Genomic DNA, 26,342 nt, shown 5'->3' on the forward strand with positions numbered 1-26,342 from the left:
AACGATTAATGAGTTTTGGTGAAATTATAGTTATTTTAGTTGTAGCGATTTTAGTCTTAGGGCCTGATAAACTTCCAGAAGCTATAGTACAAATAGCAAAAATTCTAAAGGCTGTAAAACGCAACATAGATGATGCAAAATCAAGCATAGAAAAAGAAATACGCATCAATGACTTAAAAGAAGAGGCTAAGAAATACAAAGATGAATTTTCAAGCACTAATGAAAATATACGCAAAAAACTCAGTTTTGAAGAATTTGATGACCTTAAAAGAGATATTTTAGATAAAACAAAGGTAGATTTAACCTTTGATAGCAGAGATGATAACACAAAAAATAACCTTAGCGGACAAAATTTAAATACAGAAGAAAAACCAAATCTTAGCAAATTAGAAACACAAGATAAAACGGAAAAATAAATGTTTGAAGAATTAAGACCTCATTTAATAGAACTTAGAAAACGCCTTTTTATAAGCGTTGCTTGCATTGTAGTTATGTTTATTGTATGTTTTGCTCTACGAAGCTATATCTTAGATATTTTAAAAGCTCCACTTATAGCTGTTTTACCCGAAGTAGCCAAACATGTGAATGTAATTGAAGTACAAGAAGCCTTATTTACCGCAATGAAGGTTAGTTTTTTTGCGGCCTTTATCTTTTCTCTACCTGTGATTTTTTGGCAATTTTGGAAATTTGTAGCTCCAGGACTTTATGATAATGAAAAACGCCTTGTGGTGCCTTTTGTTAGCTTTGCAAGCATTATGTTTGCCTTGGGGGCTTGTTTTTGCTATTTTGTTGTAGTGCCTTTGGCTTTTAAATTTTTGATTAATTTTGGTTTAAATGAAGATTTTAATCCTGTGATTACCATAGGAACTTATGTAGATTTTTTTACGAAAGTTGTTGTGGCTTTTGGCTTAGCTTTTGAAATGCCTGTAATTGCCTTTTTCTTTGCTAAAATCGGACTTATAGATGATAGTTTTTTAAAACGCCATTTTCGCATAGCTGTTTTAGTTATTTTTGTTTTTTCAGCCTTTATGACTCCACCTGATGTTTTATCTCAATTTTTAATGGCAGGACCACTTTGCGGACTTTATGGACTTTCTATTTTAATTGTTCAAAAGGTAAATCCTGCCCCAAAAGATAAAGAAAGTGATGAATAAAGACTTACTTCTTTCAAGCTATGATTACACTCTAGCTAATGAACTCATAGCCAACTATCCTGCAAATCCAAAAGAAGATGCTAGGCTTTTGGTTTTTGATCGCAAAAACAAAGAAATTTTTCACACTACTTTTAAAAATTTAAAAGACTTTTTACCCGACTGCGCGATTTTTTTCAATGATACCAAAGTTATTAAAGCAAGAATTTATGGCAATAAAGCAAGCGGAGGAAAAATAGAGCTTTTCTTACATCAGCCTTTTTTAAATTCTCACAATCCGCTTTTTCTAGCTCAAATTAAAGGGCGGGTTAAAAAAGATGAAATCTTATATTTTAAAGAGGATTTAAAAGCGCGCGTTGTAGAACTTTTAGATGATGGTCTTCGAAAGGTTCAATTTTTTCAAAATGATAAAACCTTAGACACCTCAAATCTTTACAACCTGCTTGACAAGATAGGACATATACCCTTGCCTCCTTATATTAAAAGGGAAGATGAAAAAAGCGATTTGAAAGATTATCAAAGTATCTTTGCAAAAAATTTAGGCGCAGTGGCTGCTCCGACTGCAAGTTTACATTTTAGTGAGACTATGCTTGAAAATTTAAGAAAAAAACACGAAATTTATCATTTAACCTTACATGTAGGAGCTGGAACCTTTAAAAGCGTGGAATGTGAAAATATACAAGAGCATAAAATGCATAGTGAATTTTTTAATATTCCGCAGCAAGCATGTGAAATTATAGATTCTAAACAAGCTATTTTAGGCGTAGGAACAACGGTAACAAGAACCATAGAATATTATACAAGAACTAAAACAAAAAATGGTTTTTGTGATCTTTTTTTACACCCGCAAAATCCACCTATAAGACAAAATCATCTTTTAACCAATTTTCATTTACCAAAATCTACTCTTATCATGCTAGTTTCAGCTTTTATCGGTAGAGAACAGTGTTTAAAACTTTATGAACTCGCCATAAAAGAAAAATATCGCTTTTACTCTTATGGCGATGCGATGCTAATCTTGTGATTTTTCTTTAAAATTTATTGCTATTTTAGCTTGAAGTTTTAGCCAATCTTTTTGAAGCATGATAGGAAAACCTCCATAAACACGCCCGCCTTCTAAATTTTTACTCACACCGCCTCTTGCAGCTATAGTACTAAAATCGCCTATTTTTAAATGTCCACTCGTTGCACTTTGACCACCCATAATAACATTGCGTCCTAACTCACTTGAACCTGAAATTCCAGTTTGCGCCACAATAATACAATTTTGACCTATATTGCAATTATGTCCGATTTGAACTAGATTGTCTACCTTAGTACCTGCTTTGATAATAGTACTATCAAAAACTGCTCTATCTATAGTTGTACAAGCCCCCACTTCTACAAAATCTTCTAAAACCACGTTGCCATTATGATAAATTTTATAATGTTCGCCGTTTTTATTGTGCGCATAACCAAAACCGTCACTTCCTATTACACAATTGGCAAGTAAATGACATTTTTTACCGATTTTAGTGTCATTATAAATAACTACATTAGGATGGATAATACTCTCATCACCAATGCTGACATTATCGCCTATATAAGCTCCTGCCATAATGATTACATTTTCACCGATATTTACATTATCGCCTATATAGACATTAGGCATGATTCTTGCGCTTTTTGCGATATTTTGTACTTTTTCTTTAGCTGTGCTTATCAAAGGTTTAGCAAAAAGCTTGCTTAAAAAAGCAAAACTCAAATGTGGGCTTTGAGTAATCAAAGCTTTAGTATCTTTAGGTACTAAATTTTCATATTCTTTAGATACTAAAATAGCAGCAGCTCCTGTGTGAGGTATATCTTTGGTATTTTTCTCACCATCACAATAAGTAAGCTCTGTAAAATTTGCTTTCAATAAAGAATTTAAAGCACTGATTTCTATATCCTCGCCTTTATATTCCAAGCTTAAAAATTCTGCTATTTCACTTAATTTCATTTAATCTCCATCAAAACAGATCCACTGCGAACTATATCACTAGGATTGTATTTTTTAATTGTTTTTAAAAAATTATCAATGCGATTTGCATCATCAGCAACTATTAAAAACAAAAAATTCTCATTGCTATTTGCAATAGTACCATTATAAGCTTTCAAAACGGCATCAAGTCCACCTAAATTTTCATTTAAAGGAATTTTCACCAAAGCCATTTCTTTGTCAATAAATTCTTCACTTTCTATCACTTTATAAGTAGGAATGAGCTTATGAAGTTGTTTGACTATCTGCTCAAAAGTTCTTTCACTTCCTGAAGTGACTATATTAATACGAGAAAATTCTTTATTTTCCAAAGGTGCTACTGTAAGCGAGTCAATATTATAACCTCTTCCTGAAAAAAGTCCTACTATACGAGATAAAACCCCATGCTCATTTAAAACAATTACCGATAAAACCCTTCTCATTGTCTATCCTTTGCCTTTGGTAAAATCATATTATAAATCGCACCTCCTGCAGGCACCATAGGTAAAACATCTTCAAAGCGATCAATTTTTACATTTAAAAGAGAGGTTTTATCACTTTTTAAAGCTTGGCTAAAAGCTTGAATGAATTCTTCTTTGCTTGAAATTTCATAACCTTCACAACCAAAACCTTGAGCTATTTTGATAAAATCAGGCTGAGTGCTTAAATCAGTTTGTGAAAAATGCTCTTTATAAAACATACTTTGCCATTGTCTTACCATACCTAAAAAGGCATTATTTAAAATAATATTTATAGTTTTTATACCATACTCATAAGCAGTCATAAGCTCTTGGATATTCATCAAAACCGATCCATCGCCTACGAAATTAATCACCACTTCTTCACCCACAGCAAGCTTTGCACCCAAAGCAGCAGGTAAAGAATATCCCATAGTTCCTTGCCCTCCACTTGTTGCAAGTTGTCTTGGATAATTAAAAGGATAAAACTGCGCTACCCACATTTGATGCTGACCCACATCAGTAATAATCCTTGCATCTGGAGCCATTTTCGCACATTCTTCAATCACCCATTGCGGTTTTAAAATCTCATTGCTATCTTCATAAGAAAGCGGATAAAGTTCATTATAACGCTTTAAAGTTTCGTGCCATTCTTTAAAAGTTGTGTTGAAATTTTCCTTTTTAAGCTCTTCTAAAAGCTCTTTAAGAACTTCTTTAATATCTCCTACTATAGGATAATGCGCATTGATAATCTTTGAAATAGAACTAGGATCAATATCAACATGAACTATAGTCGCATGTTTAGCAAATTCACTTGTTTTTCCTGTAATCCTATCATCAAATCTCGCTCCTACACTCACAAGCAAATCACACTCACTTAAAGCCATATTAGCAGCATAGCTTCCATGCATGCCTGCCATTTTAAGATTAAAAACATCATCACTTCTTAAAGTTCCAAGCGCCATTAAGGTTTCAACTGCTGGAATTTTTGTAAATTTTACAAGCTCTCTGATTTGCTCGCTTGCATTAGAACTGATACATCCTCCACCCAAGTAAAATAAAGGTCTTTTTGCTTCTTTTAAAAGCTCTGCAAATTTTTTAATTTGCTTTGAGTTACCCTTATAAACGGGCTTATAAGTTTTCATAGAAATTTCTTTAGGATATTCCCAAAGTCCCAAAGTTGCACTTACATCTTTTGGCACATCTATATGCACAGGCCCAGGTCTACCACTTCTTGCTATATAAAAAGCCTCTTTTAAAATGCGTGGAAACTCTTCTATGCAAGTAACTAAATAATTATGCTTTACACAAGGTCTTGAAATGCCTACTGCATCAATTTCTTGAAAAGCATCTGTACCAATAAGAGAATTTGCCACCTGTCCTGAAATCAACACCAAAGGGATAGAATCACTATAAGCCGTAGCTAGGCCTGTAATAGTATTTGTAAAACCTGGTCCGCTTGTAACTATAGCTACGCCCACTTCTCCACTCATTCTTGCGTAAGCATCAGCAGCATGCAAAGCCGCTTGTTCATGACGCACTAAAATATGTTTAAAATACTTTTGATTATAAATTTCATCATAAATATTAAGCGCAGCGCCTCCAGGATAGCCAAAAACAATTTTAACATTTTCTTCTTTTAAAGCCTCGCAAATCATTGCTGAACCGCTTAACTCTTTCATAATAACACTCCAAAAAATTATTGTAAAAGCTCTTTAAGTGCTAAATTAAGTCTTTTGCCATCAACACTCGCACCTAATTTTATTTTAGCTTCTTTCATTACCAAACCTTGTTCTTTTAGTGAACTTACACCCAATTCTTCTATAAGTTGTTTTAAGGCTAAAGTTAACTCCTCATCACTTAGTTGTTTAGGCAAATAAATTTCAAAAAGACTTATTTCATTTTGTTCTTTTTGTGCTAAATCTTCACGATTTGCCTTAAGATAAAGTTCGATTGCGTCTTTGCGTTTTTTGATTTCACTTGCAATGATTTTATAAATTCTTTCATTATCTAATTCTATTCTTTCATCCACTTCTATTTGCTTAAAAGCTGCATTTAGAGTTCTTAAACTATCTCTTTTAAAATCATCTTTTTGTTTCATTGCCTCTTTGATATCGTTTAAAATTTGTTCTTTTAAAGTCATTTTTTTCCTTTTTAGTTAAAATTACAAGCTTTAAGGTTTAAACCAAAACCTTCTAAGCCTATATAGTCTTTATCACAACTTTGAGATAAAAGTTTAATTTCTTCTATACCAAAATATCTTAAAATCTGTGCTCCTATGCCATAATTTTTGTATTGAGTGGTACTGGATTTTTCTCCTTGCATGAAAACTATAACGCCACCATTTTCACTAAGAAATTTGATTTGCTCTAAAAGTTTTGAAAATTTATCTGAAGTTAAAAGCTCAAAATCACTGCCACTGATATGAAATTTAACATTTTCACATTTTTTAATATCTTTAAAGCAAAAAGCTATGTGTTGGGTTTGATTATGATCGCTAAAGATAAATTTTTCTGCTTTAAAGCCTGCTAAAACACTTTGACTTTTTTCTTCAAGCTTAATAAGGCTTTCATGTTTTAGGCGATATTCTATAAGATCGCTTACGGCTATCATGTTTAAATCATGTTTTTGGCAAAAAATTTCTAGATCTTCTCTTCTTGCCATATCTCCATTATCTTTTACGATTTCACAAATCACACAAGCACCTTTTAATCCTGCTAATTTACAAAGATCAACCGTGCCTTCTGTATGACCTGTGCGTTCTAAAACCCCACCTTTTTTTGCGATTAAAGGATTGATATGCCCTGGTCTTACAAAATCACTCGCTTTAGCATTATCATCGGCAAAAATTTGTATAGTCATATTTCTTTCATAGGCGCTAACTCCTGTTGTAGCATCTTTTGCATCTACGGTTATAGTAAAAGCAGTTTCGTGGTTTGAAGTATTTTTAGGCACCATTAAAGGAAGTTCAAATTTTTTTGCCAAAGTTTCATCTAAGGCTACACAAACCACACCACGAGCTTCTTTTATCATGAAATTTACTTTTTCTTGAGTGCTAAATTGCGCAGGAAAGATTAAATCACCTTCATTTTCTCTATCTTCTGCATCTACCATAACAAGCATTTTTCCTGCTTGTAAATCCTTAATCGCTTGTTCTACGCTAACAAATTTCATTTTTATTTCCTTAAAATTTTTAAAATTATAACTTAAATTGCTTGACAAATAAATTAAAATTCATTATAATCACACTTTTAAAAAATATTTATTGGGGTATCGCCAAGCGGTAAGGCAACAGGTTTTGGTCCTGTCATTCAGGGGTTCGAATCCCTTTACCCCATCCACTTCTTATTTTATATTTCAAAGTATTTTATATGCCGCGAAGTAGAGCAGTGGTTAGCTCGTCGGGCTCATAACCCGAAGGTCGGGAGTTCAAATCTCCCCTTCGCAACCAGTTATGGATTTAAAATAAATTTTATTTAGATAGATTGTTTAAATAACTTTTTAAAATATTCTCCAGCCGTGTTTTCAGTTCTATAGGGGCTAGAATTTTTATATAAGGAATCCACTGCTTAACCAAATGCAAAATTTCATCTTCATAGGAAACTTGAGTACTTAAAGTATAGCTTGTTTCATCTTCATCAATGATTTGATAATTGCTTAGTATTTCTTTTCTAAAAAAATATTCCTTAGCATTTTTATCAAGTTTTAAAATCACTTCTTTGCTTTCTCCAAGCCAGATATTAGGATCATTTTGGATTTGTTCCTCAAGTTTTTCATCGGGGATAAAATTTTCATTTTTAGTGTGTAATTTTGAAATTTTATCTAAATTAAAATGTTTTAATTTATCGTTTTCATCCCCTAAAAGATACCAAATTCCTTTGTAATTTACAAGTTTGTAAGGTTTGATTTGGCGTTCTTTTTCCTTGTAGAAAAAATTCAATACATTGTGTTTGAGTATAGCTACACTAAGATCTTTAAAAAGCTCATAATCCACCTTTTGAAAACCTTCATTTTTTACCATCAAAACTTTATTTACCCTATGGCTTAAAAGATCGACTATAAAGCCTTGATCGAGTTTTGGATAAAGCTCAGCAATACCACTTAAGGTGGCGAAATTCTGTATATCTTTAAAGCTTAATTTTCCCAAAGCAAAGCTTTCTAAAACATATCTTCCATTTTCTTTTTTAATAGGCATAAAAGTAAGCCTTTCGTTAAGATCTCTTTGTATGGTTCTTGTATCGACATTAAACTCTTGCGCAAGCTCTTGGGCGCTTAGACTTTCCCCATTGTTAAATTTTGATAAAATCTGCACCAAGCGTATGCTTAATTTGTCGTATTCTTTCATTGTTATCCAATGAAACCACAATCTTTACATTTCCTTTTTCCATTTACGGAGAATTCTTTGTCGGTAAATGGAATTGTAATCCAAGAATGTTTGGTGGCACCTAGTTGTTCATCTCCACATTGTCGACATTTTTTTATAATTTGACAAGATGCATTTACGCCAATTTCTTCGTATTGATGATAAGTGCCATATTCTTTTAAATTGCAGTATTCGCACTCTTTATATCCTTCACAATTTCTATGATTTGTGATAATATAATCTCCAAATTTATGTTCTATTTTTTGTATATATTTGTTGCAATCTGGACATATTTTTGAAAAAAACATTTAGGCTTGTCATCTTCATTTTTAAATTCTCCTCCATGCCATCCAGTTGCACATTTTGCGCTTAATGCTAATGTTTTTAATGTATTAAAAATTCCCATATTAATTCCTTTAATTTAAAATTTTAAAGTTTCATTACTTAGCATAAAATGATCAAATTCTTTTTGAGTTTTAAAGAGATTTGTGATATCAAATTCTTTTGCTAAAAGCAATATATATTGATTAGCTAGAGCGTAGTTGTGTTTTTGCATAGATTCGCATATTGCTTTGAAATTTGAATGACTATTTATTTTTAATTTGTCAAGATAATTAGAAATAAATTTTTCAAGCTTGTTTTGATTTTCTATCATCTTGGGCATAATGCAATTATAAATCGCTTCAATTTCTTCTTTGCGTTTTTTAGCCATTTCGACAGAGGCACAGATACTAAAAAAAGCATCCAAGGTAACATCAATGGTGTGAGCAAATGCAACAACAGCAAAAGAACAAAGAAATATTGAAACAGCGATTGCTAATGGTGATGCAATTAAAGGTGTTAAAATTGGGCTTAATAATGCTGAAATTTGCTCTTCTACTGTAATACTAAAGGTAATTATTATTGCAGAAAATAAGGATTTTAATATTATTTTAATTAAATCTTTTTTTGATTTAATTTTTCCATTTATAAAATCCCAAATGGCATTCCATATTGATTTTAAGGATTTTCGTATATTGCTCCATAGAGATTTGAGATGGCCGCCTATTTTTTTAAAAATCTGACTTATAATTGTTATTATGCTATCTAAAACGCCAAAGCTAGCTCCTCTTTGAAAGGCATCGAGTGATTTTTGTATAACTATATTTAATATTCTTTTAATTCTGATTTCAATGTTTTCGTGATTTTTTTTGATAAACTCTGAATGCATTTCATAAATGACACCACTTGCAAATGTACTTAGCGCTACAATAGTTGCTTCGCTAATTCCTGTTTGTGCTATATGGATACCTGTTTGCATTGCTTGTGTTTTTATGGTTTCATTTATAGGGCTTTTAGTATTTGTATGGTTTGTATTTTTTTGATATCCCGCTTTTTCTTTATTACTACCTTTTTCTAGACATTTAAATTTCCATTCTTTTTCTTGCAATTGTTTTCTTAAAATTTCTTGCTTTTCTTTTGGTGCATTTTTGATTCTATCTTTTAAATTTTGGATTTCTAGCTCTGCATTGTTATAGGTTTGTTCATCAACAATAATAGAGGTTAGTTGATTATTTTTTATTCCATCGTAATATTTATTATATTTGCTAGAAAAAATACTATGTCCAATTGCTTTTAATTGGGAACTTTGGGTAACTTTTCCATTTTCATCTATGGTAATAATATCAATCAAAGGATGATTTGTTTTTGCTTCTTGAAATAAATTTTGATTTTTTGCGATATTTTGAATTTCTTCATCGCTATAATTTGCCATAATTGTTTGCGTTTTTTCGTCATTTAAAGTGTTAAAATTTTTATTTTGTTGAAAGTGGTTAATTGCTGCTAATTCGTCTGTGGTGTAAGTTTGTTCTCCGGTTTGAAAATAAGCAGATTTTATATTTTTTTTCCAACTTCTAGGGTTTCAAAAAATTGCCCAAAACCATTTGGATTTTTGCCGTGTTGTTTGATATCTTTTTGCATGTTTGTTGTTAACTTTGCGCTTTCAACCATTGCAGCATATGTATTTAAATTAAAAATATTAAAATTAAATCTTGCCAAACTTTGAGTATTTAACTCGTCCATTAATTCGTCAAATAAAGCCCGATTATTCATTACACACTCCTTAGTTTAGATGGCGATAATGCCATCTAAATTTATTTATTAATTAATTCATTTGTTTGTTGCTGTGCAAATTCAATTGCTTTTTTAAATTCTTGATTTACTACACCGTCTTCTGTTAAGACATTTAATTTGCAAATTCCTGTTAAAACTTTTACAAGATTAACAATAAAAAGTAGATATTCTTTTTCACCTGTTGAGTATTTATTATAATCATTTTCTCTAATAACTATTAGTTTAAGTGTTTGCAATTCTTTGATAAGTTTTTCATCAATTTGTTCGATAATTTGCAAAGTATGTGTTAAAATTTCACTAATTGCGTCAGTAACGATTTTTGCAGTTTGAAATTCTTTAGCTATTGTTTGCGCTTTGCTTAAGTTACTGTTTGCGTCATGTAAGGTTTTTTCAGCGTTTTTTGCATATAAAAATCCTCCAACTGCCAAAACTGGAGCCGCGACAATGCCTCCTGAAACCGCCATTCCTCCAGCCATACCAAAACCACCGGCTGCTAGACTACCTCCTCCAAGCCAAGCTAGAGTTGCATTTGTAGCTGCTGCACCGCTTAAAGATGCTATTGCTGTTCCTGTTGATGCGCTAGCTAGTAATCCCACACTTCCATAAGCTCCAATGCCTGCCAAAGCTCCAGCTCCAAGAGATGCAATTCCACCTCCTGTTAATTTAGCAAAATCAATACAAACCGAATCTAACGTTTTTATGAATTCTTTAATATTAAATTTAAAATCATCTTTTGCAAAATCATTAATTTGAACATTTTTAATTTTTGAAAAAATTTCTATAAATTCTTTTAATGAATTTTCATGTATGTGAAGTTTTGCTCGACCAAAATTTTCCAAATTTTGTTGAGCTTGTTCTTTGGAAATTTCAAGCTCTTCTCTTGCATTGTTATAAACATAATCAGCTGTATGGTTGATTTTTTTTAGCTTTATTCTTGTCTTGATGACCATCGTAGACTTTTTTTGCTCCAAAAGCACCTGCTGCTAATGCAATTCCTCCTAAAATAAATGGTACTGGCATATTAATCCTCCTGTATTAATTTAATTCTAAATCGTTTATTTAATTTTAATTTTTTTTGCAATTTGTTGCATATTTTTATATTTTCATTGTAAAATTGATTTTTTGTATAATATTGTGCAAAATACATGTTATACATTTCATCAATTCTGCAAATTAAAGGTCTTGTATCGTAAATTGCGCAAGTATTATTTTTTGTGAGATGGATGCAAATTCCGCCATTGTTAAATTTTTGTAATTCCGGTATACCATCAATACTTTTACAACAAACTCCACAAATAGTACAAGGAAAATTATTAGTTTTTATTTTTCCTCCTTTGTAATTTTATTTATATTCTATCAAAAATTTTATATAATTATCAATAATATTAAATAAATTTTTAATATTTACGCCATAGCACTAGCGCTAAAATTGTGATTAAATATATAGCACAAAATATTATATTGTAAGGATAAGGTTGCATAGAAAGAAAAATAAGTATCGCTATGCCAACAAAAACCATAAACACTATAAAATACAAACTACACATCAACACTATAGCAACAAAGCCGGCTATAAGACTTAAAATTCCAAGTATTATTCCCATTGTTTATTCCACATAGGAGAACTCCACACAGAAGGAAAAATATACTGAGGAAAAGTTTGAAATTTTGTTTGCAGATAAAATCTCTGTGTTTTTCTCTCCATACTTTCACTTATCATTTTTACAACCACTAAGTCATTTTTTTCGCTTTGTGTTTCCAAAAAAGCACTCAAGCATTCAAATTTTTTAGCATAGTCGATCACTTTTATCATTTGATCTTTATAAGACGACAAAAGAAATTCTGTTTTATGATTATTTTTAGAGGTAAAATTTTGCTCAAATTCTAAAAATTCCTTAGAATTAAAATATTTTGAAAAGCCGCTATAACACTCCATGCATTCGCAAAGAAATTCTTGAATTTGATTTTTCTTTTGTTCGACTTCAAGCTCTCTTTTGAGTTTGTATTCTTCGGTATTGATTACATCCTTACAGCTTGGAACAATAGCATGTGTATCAAATTTTCTTTCTGGCTTGGATAATTTTTCGTATAATTTTTTTATGCCATATCCTGTAGCTGTAAGAGCTATACCACCAAATGCGATTTGTTTTAACATTTTCTCTCCTTGTTTTAAAATAACAAAGAAAGTATAAAACACCCTTGCGACAGGTTGTGTCGTAAAAAATAACTTTAAAATATTAAAAACTTATTTTATTAAAGCTAGCCTGTAAATTCAGTAGTTTCATAGCCTATAGGTTTATCTACAAAACAAGATTTTTCTTTTAAAAATACAACTTCTATAGTTCCAACAGGCCCATTTCTATTTTTTCCAACAATAATTTCAGCATTTTCTTGCATAGGATTTGGTATAAAAAGCCTTTGATAAGCTTTGCCTTCAGCTTTAGCTTTATTCTCTCTTTCTTTTTCTTCTTGTTCTCTATAAACCTCATCGCGATATACAAACAAAATAGCATCCGCATCTTGCTCTATAGCTCCACTTTCTCGCAAATCACTCATCAAAGGACGCTTATTTGCCCTTTGCTCTAAGCCACGATTAAGTTGTGAAAGTGCGATAATAGGCATATCAAGCTCCCTAGCCAAAAGCTTAAGTCCTCTTGAAATTTCACTAACTTGCAAATGTCTATCATTAAAATTTGAATTACTCATCATAAGTCCTATATAGTCAATCACACAAAGTCCTATACTTTCATCTTGAGATTTTAAACGCCTTAAAATAGCCCTTACATCAGCGATAGTTGCATAACCACTATCGTAAATATATAATTTCTTTTGACTATAATCATTACAAGCATCTCCTAAACGCTCCCATTCATCATCGTTTAAATCTGCAGTTAAAATTTTTTGCAAAGGAATGGAAGTTTTGGAAGATAGCATTCTTTGCATAATTTGAGTTGCAGGCATTTCAAGAGAAAACAAAGCCACGCCTTTTTTTTGTCTTAAAATCTTGTCAATGAAATTTAAACAAAGAGTTGTCTTTCCCATACCTGGGCGCGCAGCGATTATTATAAGTTCACCCCCTTTAAAACCTTTTGTCATTTTATTTAGACCTTCAAAACCTGTATCAAGCCCTATAATACCTTTATTTTCTAAAGTTTTTTGCTTTTTAAATTCTTCAAAAAGTTCTGATATTACCATATCAACATCTTTAATATCCCTAGAATTCACACGATTTGTAATGCTAAAAATTTCTTTACCAATTTCATCTGCGATTTCACTTACAGCACGATCTTCATTGATACGAGTTGGCAAAAGATGCGCAAAACTCAAGAGCTGTCTTTTTACAGACTTTTCGCGAAGTTCATTTACATAAGCAGGTAAATCTATCATAGAAGGAGTAGCAAGAATTTCTGCTAAAATTTGCTCATCTATTTTTTTATGTTTTCTTAAAAAACTTACAGAAATGGGCTCTTTGTTATTGCTACAAGCTATAACCGCTTTAAAAATATCTTGGTGAGCTTTAAGACTAAAATCTTTTGGGCTAATATCGCCTGCTATACTAGCATAAGCTTCTTCACTCATGATACAACTGCTTAAAATAGCTCGTTCTAAATCCAAGTCATAATACTCTTGCTGCACTAAATTTCCTTATAAGTATAAATTAATTCTAAAAATTCTATCTAAAAAAACTTAAATTATAAAACTTAATTTTTTTATAAATATTTAATGTAATATTAGTTACAATTATAAATGTAATTTAATTACAAACAACAAACATTTCAAGGAGAACATTTGAAAAAATATTTATTTTCCTGTGTTTTAGCCTCCATTTTAACCCAATCAGCTACGGCTGTAGAATTTCAAGAAGGTTTTAGTGGAAATTTAAGCATAGGTGTGGGTGCAAGGGATATTAAAAGTAATATTTCAACCTTGACAAACAGTGATTATCTAAGCAGTTACAATGCTGATAATTCAGACTCCTCTTTCATTCCTTTTATCGGTGTAGAACTTTACTATGGCAACCTTATAGATAATGATAGAATTTTTATTAAAAACTACAATGGAAGAGATATCAGCGGTATAGCTTTAGGCTACGAAAGAGCTTATTTAGAGCGTTTTAGCACTTCTTTTTCTGTGATTTCCTCTTTAAGAGAAAAAGCTTATGCAAATCCTTATCATGAAGGAAATAGAGAAGAAACTGATGTTGATAGATATGGTTTTAAAATCTCTCAACTTTATGAAAGTGATTTTGGGAAATTTACCACTTCATATTTATTTAGCAAAAACAAATATGATAAAGATACTATCGCACAAAGCTCTTTAAAAAGGGAGGGGTATTATCACGAATTTGAATTAAACTATAATTATAGCTTATTAAACCTAGGGTTAAATTATGATTACAATGATGCAGACGGAAAAGCTCAAAGCTATTCAAGATATGGTTTTAGCATAGGGACAAATTTGGCTTTTGCTAATGATTACATCTTCACTCCAAATTTAAATCTTAGTAAATATGAAGCAGTAGGAACTGATCCTATCTTCCATAAAAAACAAGATGGTAATATAGTTAAGCTTAATCTAAAAGTTGTTAAAAATCAATTTTTGGGTTATAACGGACTTTATGGTTTTGCAAATTATGGCATAGAAAAAAGAAATAGTGATATAGGATTTTATGATGAAACCTATCAAATTGTCCTAACTGGTATAGGATATAAATTCTAAAAATTATAAAAAAGCTCCTTTGATAAAATTTAAAAAAGATCTATCTCCTATAAAGATAGATCTTTAAAAATTCTTTTAAGAAAAATCCAAGCTAAAATCAAAACACAAAATTCAGCAAAAAATGGACTTAGCCATACTCCATTTAAACCTATAAAATAAGATAAAAACAAAAGAAAAAACAAAGGTATAAATAAATTTTGCGCCAAACTTAAAACCAAAGAAAAGCTTGCCTTATTAAAAGCTGTCAAAAAAGAACCACTTAAAACATTAAACCATGCAAAAAAATAATTAAAAGCAAAAAGCATCAAAGCTGTATAAGCAAAAGTTTTAAATTCTTGATTGTTTTCTTTTGTAAAAAGCGTGATTAAATTTTCTCCAAATATCAATATAAGCACTATAGAGAATAAAGATAAAAATCCCCCTGCAAAAAATACCACTTTTATAATAGCTTTGATTCTTGAAAAATCTTTTTTAGCATAGTTGTAACTAAGCGCAGGCTGCATTGCATCACCCATAGCAATAATAAGCATTATAATAAAACTATCAATATATAAAACTATAGAAAAGGCTGCCACGGCTTGAGTATTAGAAATTTTTAATAAAACAAAATTTGCAAAAATACTATATAAAGATCCTGAAATATTGCCAAAAAACTCACTGCTTCCGTTATAAAGAATATTTTTAAAAATTTTTAAATTCATATATAGGCTCGAAATTTTAAGCTCTAAATTTTGAAACAAGAAAGGAAAAATTCCAAAAATACCACCTAAAACAAGTCCCAAACAAGTTGCAAGAGCAGCTGAAAATAAGCCCCAACCCAACTCGACTATAAAAATAAAATCAAGCACTATATTGCTCAATGCTATAATCACATTCATTACCATACTATAAGCAGTTTTTCCACAAATTCTTAAATAATTATCCAAAGCAAAAGAAAGCATAGTAAAGGGTGCAAACAAAGCAAAAACAAACATACATTCTTTAGCCATCGTTTTAATCTCATTGCTAACATTTAAACAATCAATCAAAACAGGACCTAAAAAATACTCCAAAATTCCAATAAAACAAGAGATTATAAAAATAATCAACATACTTGAGCTAAATATCTTTCTAGCTAAATTCTTCTTGCCTAAACCTAAATGCATCGAAATTTGCACTGCTGATCCTATAGCTATCATATCAGCCAAAGCAAAAGACATCATGATAAAGGGAATAATCAAAGCTAGTGCCGCTAAAGCATCACTTCCTAGATATTTTCCAACAAAAATTCCATCAACTATATAATAAAAAGAAATAAAAGCCATGCTTATAACATTTGGCACGGCACATTTTACAAAAAGCCTAAAAGGGCTTAAGGTGCTAAAAATACTTGACATGATAATCCTTAAAATATTTAAAATTAAAAATATTTTAAACCGCTAATAAAATGCCAAAAGTCCTAGTATGTAAGAATTTAAATAAAGTAATTTCGCAATAAGTTTATTAATATTTATTTTATTTTGCATATGAATTTTCTAGATTAAACTAAAATAAAAATTTAGCCCAAAGGCTAAATTTTAAAGCACAGAAAGAATTTTCACAGCGTCATTTAACCCTGTAACTATACTTGCTCCATTTTTAGTAGCAATATCTCCTGCTACAAAGATGCCTTTAACATTGCTTTGTTTATTTTCATCCATTAAAGGCACGCCTTTATCATCAACATTAATCCCACATTTTTGTAAAAAATCAAGTGGAGTAGAACCACCAATAGCATAAATGATTCTATCATAAATATCGCTTGTACCATCGGTAAAATTTACTTTAGCTTTGCCATTATCATCTTCTACTTCATTAATGTCAATTCCTAGTTTTAACTCTACCTTACCCAAATTTCCAGCTTCGTGAATATCTTTAAGATTTATATCATTTAATCTTGTAAATTCTTTTTTACGATAACAAAGGCTAACTTGATTTGAATTAGCCAAACCCACAGCGTATTCTGCTGCTGAATTTCCACCACCTACAACAAGAATTTTTTCATTTGCTAAAACTGAATTGGCATTAAAATTAATAATTTTTGTTAAAGTCATAGGAAGTTTGTAATCAGGTTTATTAGGTTTACCCATTCTACCTATAGCAACAATAATGTTTTTACACTCATAAACACCTTTAGCTGTGCTTACTAAAAAAACTCCATTTTCATTTTTAACGCTCTCAACTTCAGAGCCAAATTCAACTTCTATATTGCGCTCTTTTAAAGCGTTTTGAAAAGTTTCTATAGTGCTTTCTTTGGTGCCATCTTCAAAAGGAACATGTCCGTGATTGGTTCCTTCACATCCCTTATAAGCTTTATCTACTCTTTTGCCATCTTTATAAAATTGCATTAAAGTTTGGCAAATGTTATTTGATTTTTCTAGTATCAAAACTTCTTTGTTTTTAAGCTTGGCTTCAACTGCACAGCCTATCCCTGTTGGACCTGCACCTACTACAATTAAATCTATTTTTTTCATTTATATTTACCTTTCAATTCTAAATTTTTTTGTATAATTTATCAAGTTTTTTGTAAATAAAGGATTAAAAATGCGAAATTTGCTTGAAAATATTAAGAAAAATTCTCAAAAACTACTTAACTTAACACCCAAAGATAAAGAAAAAATTATTCTAAAATTAGCTCAAATTTTAAGAGATAATTTCAAAATTATCCTAGAAGCAAATAAAAAAGATATGGCAAATTTCACAAAAAGCGGAGCAATGAAAGATAGGCTTTTATTAGATGAAAAACGTATTTTAGCTCTTTGTGAAGGCCTAGAAAAAATCGCTCACATCGAAGATCCTATAGGCAAAATTTCTAAAGGCTGGAAAAATTATGCAGGTTTGAGCATACAAAAAATAAGCATTCCTTTAGGACTCATTTGTGTTATTTATGAAGCAAGACCTAGTCTTAGTGCTGAAATCGCAGCTTTAATGATAAAAAGTTCCAATGCTTGTGTATTTAAAGGTGGAAGTGAAGCAAAATTTACAAATGAAGCTATATTTACTCTTATTAATAAAGTACTTAAGGAATTTGATTTGCAAGATTGTTTTGCTATGTTTACTCAAAGAGATGAGATCTTGCAAATTCTAGCTTTTGATGATTTAATCGATGTGATCATACCTCGCGGAAGTTCAAACATGATACAAGAAATTGCAAACAATACTAAAATTCCTCTCATAAGGCAAGATAAAGGCTTGTGCCATGCTTTTGTAGATCAAAGTGCTAACTTAGATATGGCTTTAAAAATAATCCTTAATGCAAAGTGTCAAAGAGTAAGTGTTTGTAACGCTTTAGAAACGCTTTTAATCCATGAAAAAATTGCTAAAAATTTTATAAGTCTTTTAATCCCTGAATTTGAAAAATTTAAGGTAAAAATTCACGCCCATGAAAACGCTTTGGCTTATTTTAACAACTCAAATTTAGAAGTTTTTAAAGCAGATGAAAATACCTTTGATACAGAATGGCTTGATTTTGCTTTAAGTGTAAAATTAGTAAAAGATTGCGATGAAGCTATAGAGCATATCAATAAACACAGCTCCTTGCATTCTGAAACCATTATCTCAAATGATGCTTCAAATATCGCTAAATTTCAACGCCTTATAAACTCATCTTGTATTTATGCTAATACTTCAACGCGTTTTAGCGATGGAGGAGAATTTGGCTTTGGTGGAGAAGTTGGAATTTCAACCAGCAAATTGCATGCAAGAGGTCCTATGGGAGTTGAAGATATTTGCACTTATAAATATATAATCAGTGGGGAAGGACAAATTCGAGAGTGAATAAAATAGAAATGCTAAAGCAACACTTTAAAGAAATTGCTAAATTAAATTCAAGCGAACAAGTTTGGCAAATGCCTTTTTTTGCGGCTTTAGGCGTGGGTATAGTTTTAGGGCTTAGTGTATTTTTTGGAAAATTAAACTATGGACTCATTGCCATGATAGGAGCTTTGTCTTTTTTATATGTTCCAAACACTCCTTTATATCATAGAATGGCTGTTGTGATGTGCTGTTCTTTTGGCATAGTTTCTAGTTTTTTCTTAGGAATTTTAACCCATTTTTTGCCTGCAATTTTTGTCTTCATCCCTATAGGACTTGTGGCCATGGGAAGTTCTATTTTAATTAGATATTATAACATTGGTGCACCTGGATATTTTTTCTTTGTATTTTCTTGTGTTTTAGGAGCTTATTCTCCTTTTGAAGCTAAGGATTTTATCTTTTTAGTGGGTCTTGTTTTTCTTGGGGCAATGGTAGCTAATTTAATGGCTTTGTTATATTCTATCGTTGTGATTTATGGATTTAAAAATGCTTTACCTAGCGAAATTCCACCTAGAGAATACATAGGTTTTGATGCAGTTTTTGTGGATTCTTTGATCATGGGTTCTTTTGTGGCTTTTTCTATATTTATAGGAACTTTTTTAGAACTTGAAAGAAGTTATTGGATAGCCATTTCTTGCACAGCTATTATGCAAGGTGTAACTTTAAATTCTATATGGATTAAACAAATTCAACGCATCATAGGAACGGCCTTAGGAGTATGTTTTGCATGGTGGCTTTTATCTAAACAATTTCACGATATAGAGCTTGTTTTACTTATGATGTCTTTGTTTTTTATAGGACAATTTTTAGTCAATCGAAACTATGCTTTGGCTATGATTTTCTTTACTCCTTATGCTACTTATCTTTCAGAAGCAGCTAATTTTATGAGTGAAAATGCAGATACATTAATACTCGCTCGTTTAATTGATGTCGTAATAGGAAGCATTTTAGGACTTTTAGGTGGTTTTGTAATTTACAAACCTTATCTAAGAGTGCATTTTGAACGCATTGCAAAATACATCTTTAGGATAAAACAAAAAGCTTAAAAGTCAAATAAAGCACAAGCATTATCCCCTAAAATTTGCTCTTGTTCTTTTTTAGATACGACAACTTCATTAAAAGCTACTAGAGCCGATAAAAAATTAACATTTGATTCAAAATTTGTATGTGGCCAATCGCTTCCAAAAACAAAATTGCTAAGTGGAAAATGTTCTTTTAAAATTTCATATATTTTCTTTGCAAATTTTACAGCTTGTTCATTATTAACATAGTCTATTTTTGCTCTATAAAAACCGCTAATTTTAAAAAATATTCTAGAGTTTTTTAAACAAATTAGATCCTCTAAATTTGTTAAGTTTGCATTAGCTCTTGCTAAATGATCGATAACGATATTACAACCATAAGGAATTAAATTTTCAACAATATCAACAAGATTATTATCTAAATCTCTTTGAATTTCTATTTGCATTTTAAGCTTACTTAAATTTTCAAAAAATTGAGTCCAAACCATACTTTTAAAATTTGGCAATTCTTTGCCAATTAAATTTAATCTAACTCCACAAGCTTTTCTTTCTTTTAGTTTTTTAAGCTCATCAAATTTAATACCTTCATCAACTACAACTATAGCTTTTATATTTTCATCTTTTTCGATACTCTGAAGCAAAAATTCATTATCAACACCTAAAAAACTTGGCTGAACTAAAACCCCTTTATCAAAATCATAATGATCTAAATTTGCTTTATAATCTTTAAAACTAGCGTCATAATCAGGCTTATATCTTGCATTTGCAACCGTATTTAACTTTTTCAAAAATATATGTGCGTGAGTATCAATCTTCATTAAATTATCCTTATAAAATAAAACTCATTATAATAGTAGCTAAAATCGCCGCTATAAATCCTATAGGCACAGCCTTAATAAGCAAATCTTTAAATAATTTTTCCTTATATTTATCAGGACAAGATCCTAAAATTAAACTTCCTCCAGAAGAAAAAGGAGAAATAGCAGAAGCTTGAGCCCCTACAACAATACAAGAAAAAAGCAATACCTCGCTTAACCCACTGCTTGCAGCAATGCTTGGAACTATAGGAAAAAGCGCTGGAGTAACCACGCCCAAAGTACTTGAAAAAAGCGACATAAAAGCTGCAATAGCGCACATTATTAACGGAATAAAAATTACATTAATCTCATTTTCTACAAGATCTGAAAATAATTTTATAGCCCCTGCTTCAACCGCTATGCTAATTAACATCCCTACTCCACAAATCATTATCAAGGTTCCCCAAGGAATTAAAGCAACAACTTGTTTCTCATCGGCCAATTTTAAAAATAAAGCAATGGCAACAAAAATCATGGCTATCATAGCTATATCTATTTTTTTATTAAAATAACTAATTGTCTCATTATGTGGAAAAATAATATTTAGCACAGGAAAGATTAAAACAACAACAATCATTATAAACATAAGAATTAAAGTAGTTTTTTGTTTATAATCAAATGAATCAGGTTTTGAAATAACACTGATTTTTATATTATTTTTAAAAGCATTAAACACAAAAAAAGATAATACCACAATAGGCAAAATTATAGTAAAAGCAAAAATAATACTAGAATTTACAAAAGCTTCATTTGCTTCAATGCCTGAATTTTCCATTAATCCTCGAAAAATAATCCCACTTTGAGAAGTCATAAAATTTGCTCCTCCCAAAGCACCATAGTTTATAGCCATAGCTCCAGCAATTTTGCTTAAACCGATTTTATCACAAAGTAAAAAAGTAAGTGGTGCCATAAAAGCCAAAACCGTATAAAAACCTGCTCCTAAAGCAGCTATAATAGCACTAACCACAAAAATAACAAAAGGAAGCAAATAAGGATGATTAGCAAAACGATACATCAAATGTCCAGCTAATTTTTCAAGAGTTCCATTTACGGTTGCAAAATTATAAAACAATGAAACAGCAAAAATAACAAAAAATATAGAAATAGGCCAAAAAGCTATGATTTTTTTAGGAGCTAAATCCATAAAAAAAGCTCCTATAATATAAGCAAAAATCATAGCAAAAATTCCAACATTATGTCTAGTAATATAGCCCAAAATAATAGCCACTATAATACTAGAGATGATTAAAAAAACCATTATCATCCTTTAAAATATTATAGGGCTTATAATATCAAAAAATATATTTTTCAAAGCATAAAAACAAAATCTAAATTTAAAAAATATCTATTTAGTAACAAATTTACTCATCTTATGAAATTTTTATAAAATATCCACATCCATAGCAAGCAAAGCAAAGCTTCCTAGCCAATGCGACCCAAGATAATCATCTTCTATATGAGCTATGGCTTTATCAAAATGCTCTGTAGCATTACTTCTTAAAAGAATTTTTAAATTTTCATCGCAAAAATTTGAAAGTATTTTAAAACACCAAGCACGACTTAAATTTAGCCCATCTAGATGTGCTATTTTACCATCGCTCCTATCACTCACACTCACAGGAGTAAATAAAGTTGCAGGCTCTTTTGCTTCTAAATTTGGCAAATATGCTTTAAAAAATTTTACAAAATCATTTTTAGGTAAAACAGCACTTAAAAGCACTGCTTCCATCAAAACAGGAGATAAAAACTCATCTCCACAAGGCTCTAAAGCTTGCATATTTTTATCATTTAAAAACCACTTTTTAGCACTTTGGATGATGCAATACTCCAATTCTTGATCTTTTTTAAATCTTGCATATTCTAAAGCAAAATACAAAGCAAAAGAGCTATTAAAATGAGTTCCAACTCGTATAGGATAATCCATCTTAGGCAAAAACTCCTTAAATTCTTTAACAAAAAAATCAGCTATGCCTTCTAAATTTTTAGCCCAAATTTCAGCTTTGTCATTTTCCTTAGCAAGTAAATTTATCTCCAAAGCCAGTTTTAAAAACCATCCCCATCCATAAGGTCTTTCAAAACCTTTGTGCGCAGGGTTTTGAAGATACTTAAGCTCTCCTTCTGCTTTTTCTTTGCTAAATTGAGAATCTAAGGCTTTGATGATTTCATCCTTTGGGGCAAAATGAGAAAAATCTTTTAAAATTTTCACCAAAAGCCAGTGAGAATGCACGCTAGAATGCCAATCATAAGAACCATAAAATATAGGATACATAAGTTTTGGCGGTTTAATATCATTGATATCATTAAAAGAATGTGTGATTTTATTTGGCAATTCTCTAAAAATATTTTCTAGTGCAATAAAGCTAAATTGTTTTATAAATTTTTCCATTGTTTCTCCTTAAAATCTAAAAGCTAAAAAATACATTAAAAAGATATTAGCTACAAGCAAAACAAGTCCTGACATAAACTGGGCTTTAATTACGCCATTTTTATCATCTAAATTTAAAAGTGCCGCAGGAACTATATTAAAATTTGCAGCCATAGGCGTCATTAAAGTTCCGCAAAATCCACTAAGCATTCCAATCGCACCTATAATAGCAGGATTTGCATGCATTTGTATGATTAAAATCGGCAAAGCAATAGCAGCAGTAATCACAGGAAAGGCTGCAAAAGCATTGCCCATTACTATAGTAAAAAGCGCCATAGCAATACAATACACAGCTACTGCAATAAAAGCATTATCTAAACTAATATAACTAGATAAAAGTTTAGATACTTGATCGCCCATTCCCGTAGAAACAAAAACTACTCCAAGTGTAGCCAAAATTTGCGGCAAAAGCGCCGCCCAACTAATGTGATCCATAGTATGTGCTGCATCCTTAACGGCTCTTTTAGGAGAAGCCTTAAACATAAAACAAGCAACCACTGAAGAAATAATTATACCTATAATCAAAGCCATCAATGTAGCATTTTTATTTTCAAAAAAACTCAAATAGGGAAATAAAAAAGTCCCAATAAGTGTAATCAAAGGAACCATTAAAGCAGGAATAAAAAGTTTATTTTTATAAATATTTGCATGTTTTATCTCATATTCTTTTTCTTCTTTGCTAACTTCAATCTTTGCTGGTTTTAATAAATTAAATCCTGCTATAAGTGCTAGTAAAATCACTATACAACCCATCACAAAATGAGGCAAAACTCCTGCTAGTAAAAAAGTAAAACTATAACTTATCCAGAATACCCCGCCGCTTATTCTTGATTTTATATCTTTAGCTTGATTAGAAAAACTTAAAATTCCAAAAACTAAAAATAAAATTCCTACAATATAATAAAGCAAATCAAGACTTATCATCACTCAACCCTTTATAAGTTTTTTCTAATCTTTTATCAAATAAATAAAGTCTAGAACAATGGATAATTAAAGCCAAAATTCCAGTTGGTATAGCCCAAACTGATAAATGCAATGGCTCAACAATAATACCATTGCTCTCATAAAAAGCTTTAATAAATAAAATAGAATGCACGGCTATAAAAATATCCTCTCCAAAAAATACAGCAACATTATCCGTTCCCGCAGAAAAAGCTTTGATTTTTTGACTATCTTTATGTGTTAAGTTTTTAAATTTAAGCTTAGCTGCAGCTTCCGCCATAGGGGCTATTAAAGGTCTTATCATCTGCGCATGTCCACCTAAAGATAAAAGCCCTAAAGCTGCAGTAACTTGTCTAAAAACAAAATAACACATTAAAATTCGTCCTGTACTGGCAACTTTTATTTTGGATATTAAATTTTTAGCCTGCTCTCTTAAGCCTTTGCGTTCCAAAACAGCAAGTAAAGGTAAAATAAGCCAAATTATAGCAACATAGCGATTATCTACAAAAGATTTTCCTATATCACTAACAACCTTAACAAAATCAAAACCTGAAACAAGTCCAGCATAAATTCCAACTGAAGTTACCACTAAAAAGGGGTTAATCTTTAAAGCAAAACCTAAAACAATCAAAGGTATAGAAGCAAGAAGTAACCATTCCATCAACCATCTCCACAATATAAATTAGAAATATTATAGAAATTTTAAATTGAAGAAAAGTTTAAAAAAATATTTTTAAGAATGGAATGAGAAATTAAGTAACAAAATAAATTTTATATAAATTTAAAAAAGCCTTGGAATAGTCCAAAAGCTTTTTTGTATTACTTGTTCGCTCTTTCTATATACTCACCACGCACAGTATCAACGCGTATAACTTCACCTTCTAGCACGTGAAAAGGAATTTGCACTACTGCACCTGTTTCTAATGTAGCTGGTTTTTTATTTGATCCTTGAGTATCACCCTTAAAATTTGGAGCTGTTTCGATGATTTTGAGTTCAACAACTTGTGGAACTTCTACGCCGATAGCTTTACCATTGTGGAAAAGCACATCTACCATCATACCATCAAGCATCCATTTTTTTGCCTCACCTACATCATCATCACTGATAGCTACTTGTTCATATGTTTGTGTATCCATAAATTGGCAATTTTCACCATCATCATAAAGATACTGCATAGTTTTATCTTCTAAATTTGGAGCTTCACATTTATCACCTGCATGGAAAGTTTTTTCAAGTACTTTACCATCAATAAAAGATTTGATTTTAATACGCACAAAAGCAGGACCTTTGCCTGGTTTTACATGTTGATACTCAACTATTTTAAAAGGAATTCCATCGATTTCTATTTTAAGTCCCTTTTTTAAATCACCCATTGAATAAGATGCCATAAATTTCCTTTGTTAAAAAATAAAAAATAATTTTATCAAATTTTGATTGATATCACAATAAAATTATTTTATTTGATGAAAAAATAAGTAAAATTACGTTAAAATCCAAATTTAAAGCATAGTAAATGCTCGCTTCTTTTTAGAAGAGGAAAGTCCGGGCTGCTAAAGACAAACATTCCATCTAACAGATGGCTAGGGTAACCTAAGGGATAGTGCAACAGAAAGAAAACTACCACGCAAGTGGAAAAGGTGAAACGGCGGGGTAAAAGCCCACCAGCGATTTTGGTAACAATTTCGGCTATGTAAACCCAATGTGCAGCAAGAAGGGATGGTTAGCGTCTTTGTTTTAACCCTTCGCTTGATTTTGTTTGCAAAAACAAAACTAGATAAATGAGCATTCAAGACAGAACTCGGCTTATCGCTATGCTTTTTTAAGATTTAAAATATGTCAACGCTTTTTGAAATTTTTGAATTTCAACGGCTTTTGTTTTTTTCTTTTGTTCAATCAGTATAACAGCTTCTTGCAAAAGAGCTTGAACTTGATAAAATACATCATTTGCATTTTCTTTTAAAAAATCTTCTGAAGGCGATTTTTTGGCTAAATTTTTAATAAAAGCTTTCATATCAAGTTCATCAAGTAAATTTTCAAGTTTATTGACATCTTCTTGGATTAATGCAAGTTTAAAATCACTGAGCCACTGTTTCATTGCTATGCACTTCTCTCCAAGCTTCTAGTAAACCTTTGGTTACATTTATAACTTCATTGATTCTCTCTTCGTTATTTTCTAAATTTGCCAAAGATAAAAGTTGAATTTCTCTTGTATAAAGTCCGCTTAAATAATGCGCCACTTCTCCGCCTTTTTCATAATCTAAAGTATTAATGAGCTCTATAAAAATAGCTGTGGTTCTTTTTACAAAATACACTCTTTGCTCTATATCCTCATTTCTTATTGCCACTTTAGCTCTTGCACAAAAACGCAAAATCCCTTCATAAAGCATTTCAATAAGTTTTTGCGGAGATTCTATCCCCGCTTGATTTTGAGAATAAGCATTGTAAGCTAAACTATTTTGCATCTT

30 protein-coding genes, 2 tRNA genes and 1 other RNA gene are annotated in these 26,342 nt (G+C 30.9%); 9 read left to right on the forward strand and 24 right to left on the reverse strand.

The genetic code is table 11. From position 1 onward, the window contains the following. The first annotated feature begins 8 nt into the window (after positions 1–8). Genes tatB through queA form a run of 3 tightly spaced genes read left to right on the forward strand, consistent with a single transcriptional unit; the run spans position 9 to position 2,175 of the window. Positions 9–416, forward strand: coding sequence for a Sec-independent protein translocase protein TatB (tatB, locus tag ELQ10_RS04190; protein ID WP_002855100.1), 408 nt, complete (start codon positions 9–11; stop codon positions 414–416). After that, positions 417–1,154, forward strand: coding sequence for a twin-arginine translocase subunit TatC (gene tatC / locus ELQ10_RS04195; RefSeq protein ID WP_002856930.1), 738 nt, complete (start codon positions 417–419; stop codon positions 1,152–1,154). It abuts the gene before it with no gap. Then, a complete protein-coding gene (gene queA / locus ELQ10_RS04200; RefSeq protein WP_134250239.1) occupies positions 1,147–2,175 on the forward strand; it encodes a tRNA preQ1(34) S-adenosylmethionine ribosyltransferase-isomerase QueA in 1,029 nt (342 codons plus the stop codon). Before tatC ends, queA begins: the two co-directional genes overlap by 8 nt. On the opposite strand, the gene lpxD is transcribed toward queA, so the two are convergent. The 5 genes from lpxD to ELQ10_RS04225 are packed head-to-tail and all read right to left on the reverse strand — an operon-like array spanning position 2,164 to position 6,779. Next, positions 2,164–3,129, reverse strand: a complete 966-nt coding sequence (gene lpxD / locus ELQ10_RS04205) for a UDP-3-O-(3-hydroxymyristoyl)glucosamine N-acyltransferase (RefSeq protein ID WP_002852180.1) — start codon at positions 3,127–3,129, stop codon at positions 2,164–2,166. The genes queA and lpxD overlap by 12 nt on opposite strands. Then, positions 3,126–3,590: an acetolactate synthase small subunit gene (ilvN, locus tag ELQ10_RS04210; RefSeq protein WP_134250240.1), complete on the reverse strand. Its 465-nt coding sequence runs from the start codon at positions 3,588–3,590 to the stop codon at positions 3,126–3,128. Before ilvN ends, lpxD begins: the two co-directional genes overlap by 4 nt. After that, positions 3,587–5,287 (reverse strand): acetolactate synthase large subunit, encoded by a 1,701-nt coding sequence (locus tag ELQ10_RS04215; RefSeq protein ID WP_052857877.1) that lies wholly within the window; start codon positions 5,285–5,287, stop codon positions 3,587–3,589. Before ELQ10_RS04215 ends, ilvN begins: the two co-directional genes overlap by 4 nt. A 17-nt stretch (positions 5,288–5,304) precedes the next feature. Next, positions 5,305–5,748 (reverse strand): GatB/YqeY domain-containing protein, encoded by a 444-nt coding sequence (locus ELQ10_RS04220; RefSeq protein WP_002852081.1) that lies wholly within the window; start codon positions 5,746–5,748, stop codon positions 5,305–5,307. 11 nt (positions 5,749–5,759) lie between these two features. Then, entirely contained in the window at positions 5,760–6,779 is a 1,020-nt protein-coding gene (locus tag ELQ10_RS04225) for a bifunctional 3,4-dihydroxy-2-butanone 4-phosphate synthase/GTP cyclohydrolase II (protein ID WP_002852104.1), read from the reverse strand. A 92-nt stretch (positions 6,780–6,871) separates the two neighbouring features. Between ELQ10_RS04225 and ELQ10_RS04230 the strand changes: the two genes are divergently transcribed. Together ELQ10_RS04230 and ELQ10_RS04235 are read left to right on the forward strand one after the other, a co-directional pair. Further along, positions 6,872–6,946: transfer RNA gene (locus tag ELQ10_RS04230), tRNA-Gln, on the forward strand. Positions 6,947–6,980: 34 nt separating this feature from the next. Then, positions 6,981–7,056, forward strand: a tRNA-Met gene (locus ELQ10_RS04235). Between the two features lie 21 nt (positions 7,057–7,077). Here the strand turns inward: ELQ10_RS04235 and ELQ10_RS04240 are convergent. From ELQ10_RS04240 to ELQ10_RS04275, 9 genes are all read right to left on the reverse strand, one after another. Then, a complete protein-coding gene (locus ELQ10_RS04240) occupies positions 7,078–7,950 on the reverse strand; it encodes a YafY family protein (protein ID WP_134250241.1) in 873 nt (290 codons plus the stop codon). Positions 7,951–8,224: 274 nt separating this feature from the next. Continuing rightward, the gene (locus ELQ10_RS08570) at positions 8,225–8,374 is read right to left on the reverse strand and encodes a hypothetical protein (RefSeq protein ID WP_208379419.1); all 150 of its coding nucleotides are present in this window, start codon (positions 8,372–8,374) and stop codon (positions 8,225–8,227) included. A 15-nt stretch (positions 8,375–8,389) separates the two neighbouring features. Then, positions 8,390–9,721 (reverse strand): hypothetical protein, encoded by a 1,332-nt coding sequence (locus ELQ10_RS04250; protein WP_186820581.1) that lies wholly within the window; start codon positions 9,719–9,721, stop codon positions 8,390–8,392. A 119-nt stretch (positions 9,722–9,840) separates the two neighbouring features. Beyond that, a complete protein-coding gene (locus tag ELQ10_RS08575) occupies positions 9,841–10,059 on the reverse strand; it encodes a hypothetical protein (RefSeq protein WP_167843409.1) in 219 nt (72 codons plus the stop codon). 41 nt (positions 10,060–10,100) lie between these two features. After that, on the reverse strand, positions 10,101–11,030 hold the full coding sequence (locus ELQ10_RS04255; protein ID WP_208379420.1) for a hypothetical protein: 930 nt from the start codon (positions 11,028–11,030) through the stop codon (positions 10,101–10,103). A 71-nt stretch (positions 11,031–11,101) separates the two neighbouring features. Next, on the reverse strand, positions 11,102–11,404 hold the full coding sequence (locus tag ELQ10_RS08725; protein WP_074484164.1) for a YkgJ family cysteine cluster protein: 303 nt from the start codon (positions 11,402–11,404) through the stop codon (positions 11,102–11,104). 73 nt (positions 11,405–11,477) lie between these two features. Next, positions 11,478–11,684 carry a hypothetical protein gene (locus ELQ10_RS04265; RefSeq protein WP_002921573.1) on the reverse strand — a complete coding sequence of 69 codons (207 nt, stop codon included), beginning with the start codon at positions 11,682–11,684 and terminating at the stop codon, positions 11,478–11,480. Further along, on the reverse strand, positions 11,675–12,277 hold the full coding sequence (locus ELQ10_RS04270) for a hypothetical protein (protein ID WP_134250242.1): 603 nt from the start codon (positions 12,275–12,277) through the stop codon (positions 11,675–11,677). Before ELQ10_RS04270 ends, ELQ10_RS04265 begins: the two co-directional genes overlap by 10 nt. A 62-nt stretch (positions 12,278–12,339) precedes the next feature. Then, complete coding sequence (locus ELQ10_RS04275) at positions 12,340–13,716, reverse strand: replicative DNA helicase (RefSeq protein ID WP_002869960.1); 1,377 nt, start codon at positions 13,714–13,716, stop codon at positions 12,340–12,342. A 153-nt stretch (positions 13,717–13,869) separates the two neighbouring features. On the opposite strand from ELQ10_RS04275, the gene ELQ10_RS04280 reads away from it, so the two are divergent. Beyond that, on the forward strand, positions 13,870–14,799 hold the full coding sequence (locus ELQ10_RS04280; RefSeq protein WP_134250243.1) for a DUF2860 family protein: 930 nt from the start codon (positions 13,870–13,872) through the stop codon (positions 14,797–14,799). Positions 14,800–14,846: 47 nt separating this feature from the next. Here ELQ10_RS04280 and ELQ10_RS04285 read toward each other — a convergent pair whose 3' ends face one another. Together ELQ10_RS04285 and ELQ10_RS04290 are read right to left on the reverse strand one after the other, a co-directional pair. Next, a complete protein-coding gene (locus ELQ10_RS04285; protein ID WP_134250244.1) occupies positions 14,847–16,175 on the reverse strand; it encodes an MATE family efflux transporter in 1,329 nt (442 codons plus the stop codon). Between the two features lie 180 nt (positions 16,176–16,355). Next, positions 16,356–17,291, reverse strand: coding sequence for an NAD(P)-binding domain-containing protein (locus ELQ10_RS04290; RefSeq protein WP_134250245.1), 936 nt, complete (start codon positions 17,289–17,291; stop codon positions 16,356–16,358). A gap of 70 nt (positions 17,292–17,361) precedes the next feature. Between ELQ10_RS04290 and ELQ10_RS04295 the strand changes: the two genes are divergently transcribed. Together ELQ10_RS04295 and ELQ10_RS04300 are read left to right on the forward strand one after the other, a co-directional pair. Then, complete coding sequence (locus tag ELQ10_RS04295) at positions 17,362–18,594, forward strand: glutamate-5-semialdehyde dehydrogenase (protein ID WP_134250246.1); 1,233 nt, start codon at positions 17,362–17,364, stop codon at positions 18,592–18,594. Further along, positions 18,591–19,676: an FUSC family protein gene (locus tag ELQ10_RS04300; protein ID WP_134250247.1), complete on the forward strand. Its 1,086-nt coding sequence runs from the start codon at positions 18,591–18,593 to the stop codon at positions 19,674–19,676. Before ELQ10_RS04295 ends, ELQ10_RS04300 begins: the two co-directional genes overlap by 4 nt. Here the strand turns inward: ELQ10_RS04300 and ELQ10_RS04305 are convergent. The 6 genes from ELQ10_RS04305 to efp form a co-directional block, all read right to left on the reverse strand. Beyond that, positions 19,673–20,470 (reverse strand): amidohydrolase, encoded by a 798-nt coding sequence (locus ELQ10_RS04305; protein ID WP_134250248.1) that lies wholly within the window; start codon positions 20,468–20,470, stop codon positions 19,673–19,675. The genes ELQ10_RS04300 and ELQ10_RS04305 overlap by 4 nt on opposite strands. A gap of 10 nt (positions 20,471–20,480) precedes the next feature. Further along, the gene (locus ELQ10_RS04310; RefSeq protein ID WP_134250249.1) at positions 20,481–21,773 is read right to left on the reverse strand and encodes an SLC13 family permease; all 1,293 of its coding nucleotides are present in this window, start codon (positions 21,771–21,773) and stop codon (positions 20,481–20,483) included. Between the two features lie 117 nt (positions 21,774–21,890). Further along, entirely contained in the window at positions 21,891–22,895 is a 1,005-nt protein-coding gene (locus tag ELQ10_RS04315; protein ID WP_134250250.1) for a DUF2891 domain-containing protein, read from the reverse strand. Positions 22,896–22,904: 9 nt separating this feature from the next. Then, positions 22,905–23,858 carry a DUF979 domain-containing protein gene (locus ELQ10_RS04320; RefSeq protein WP_002858607.1) on the reverse strand — a complete coding sequence of 318 codons (954 nt, stop codon included), beginning with the start codon at positions 23,856–23,858 and terminating at the stop codon, positions 22,905–22,907. Continuing rightward, a complete protein-coding gene (locus tag ELQ10_RS04325) occupies positions 23,845–24,537 on the reverse strand; it encodes a DUF969 domain-containing protein (RefSeq protein ID WP_002856730.1) in 693 nt (230 codons plus the stop codon). Before ELQ10_RS04325 ends, ELQ10_RS04320 begins: the two co-directional genes overlap by 14 nt. Before the next feature lie 158 nt (positions 24,538–24,695). After that, entirely contained in the window at positions 24,696–25,265 is a 570-nt protein-coding gene (efp, locus tag ELQ10_RS04330) for an elongation factor P (RefSeq protein ID WP_002855210.1), read from the reverse strand. 113 nt (positions 25,266–25,378) lie between these two features. Here efp and rnpB point away from each other — a divergent pair. Next, positions 25,379–25,699: RNase P RNA component class A (rnpB, locus tag ELQ10_RS04335), an RNA gene on the forward strand. Here the strand turns inward: rnpB and ELQ10_RS04340 are convergent. Both ELQ10_RS04340 and fliS read right to left on the reverse strand, forming a co-directional pair. Continuing rightward, positions 25,697–25,972: a hypothetical protein gene (locus ELQ10_RS04340; RefSeq protein WP_134250251.1), complete on the reverse strand. Its 276-nt coding sequence runs from the start codon at positions 25,970–25,972 to the stop codon at positions 25,697–25,699. The genes rnpB and ELQ10_RS04340 overlap by 3 nt on opposite strands. Beyond that, positions 25,953–26,339 (reverse strand): flagellar export chaperone FliS, encoded by a 387-nt coding sequence (gene fliS, locus ELQ10_RS04345; protein WP_002862789.1) that lies wholly within the window; start codon positions 26,337–26,339, stop codon positions 25,953–25,955. Before fliS ends, ELQ10_RS04340 begins: the two co-directional genes overlap by 20 nt. Between the last annotated feature and the right edge of the window lie 3 nt (positions 26,340–26,342).

Source organism: Campylobacter sp. US42a (genome assembly GCF_004379055.1).
Taxonomy (GTDB): Bacteria; Campylobacterota; Campylobacteria; order Campylobacterales; family Campylobacteraceae; genus Campylobacter_D; species Campylobacter_D jejuni.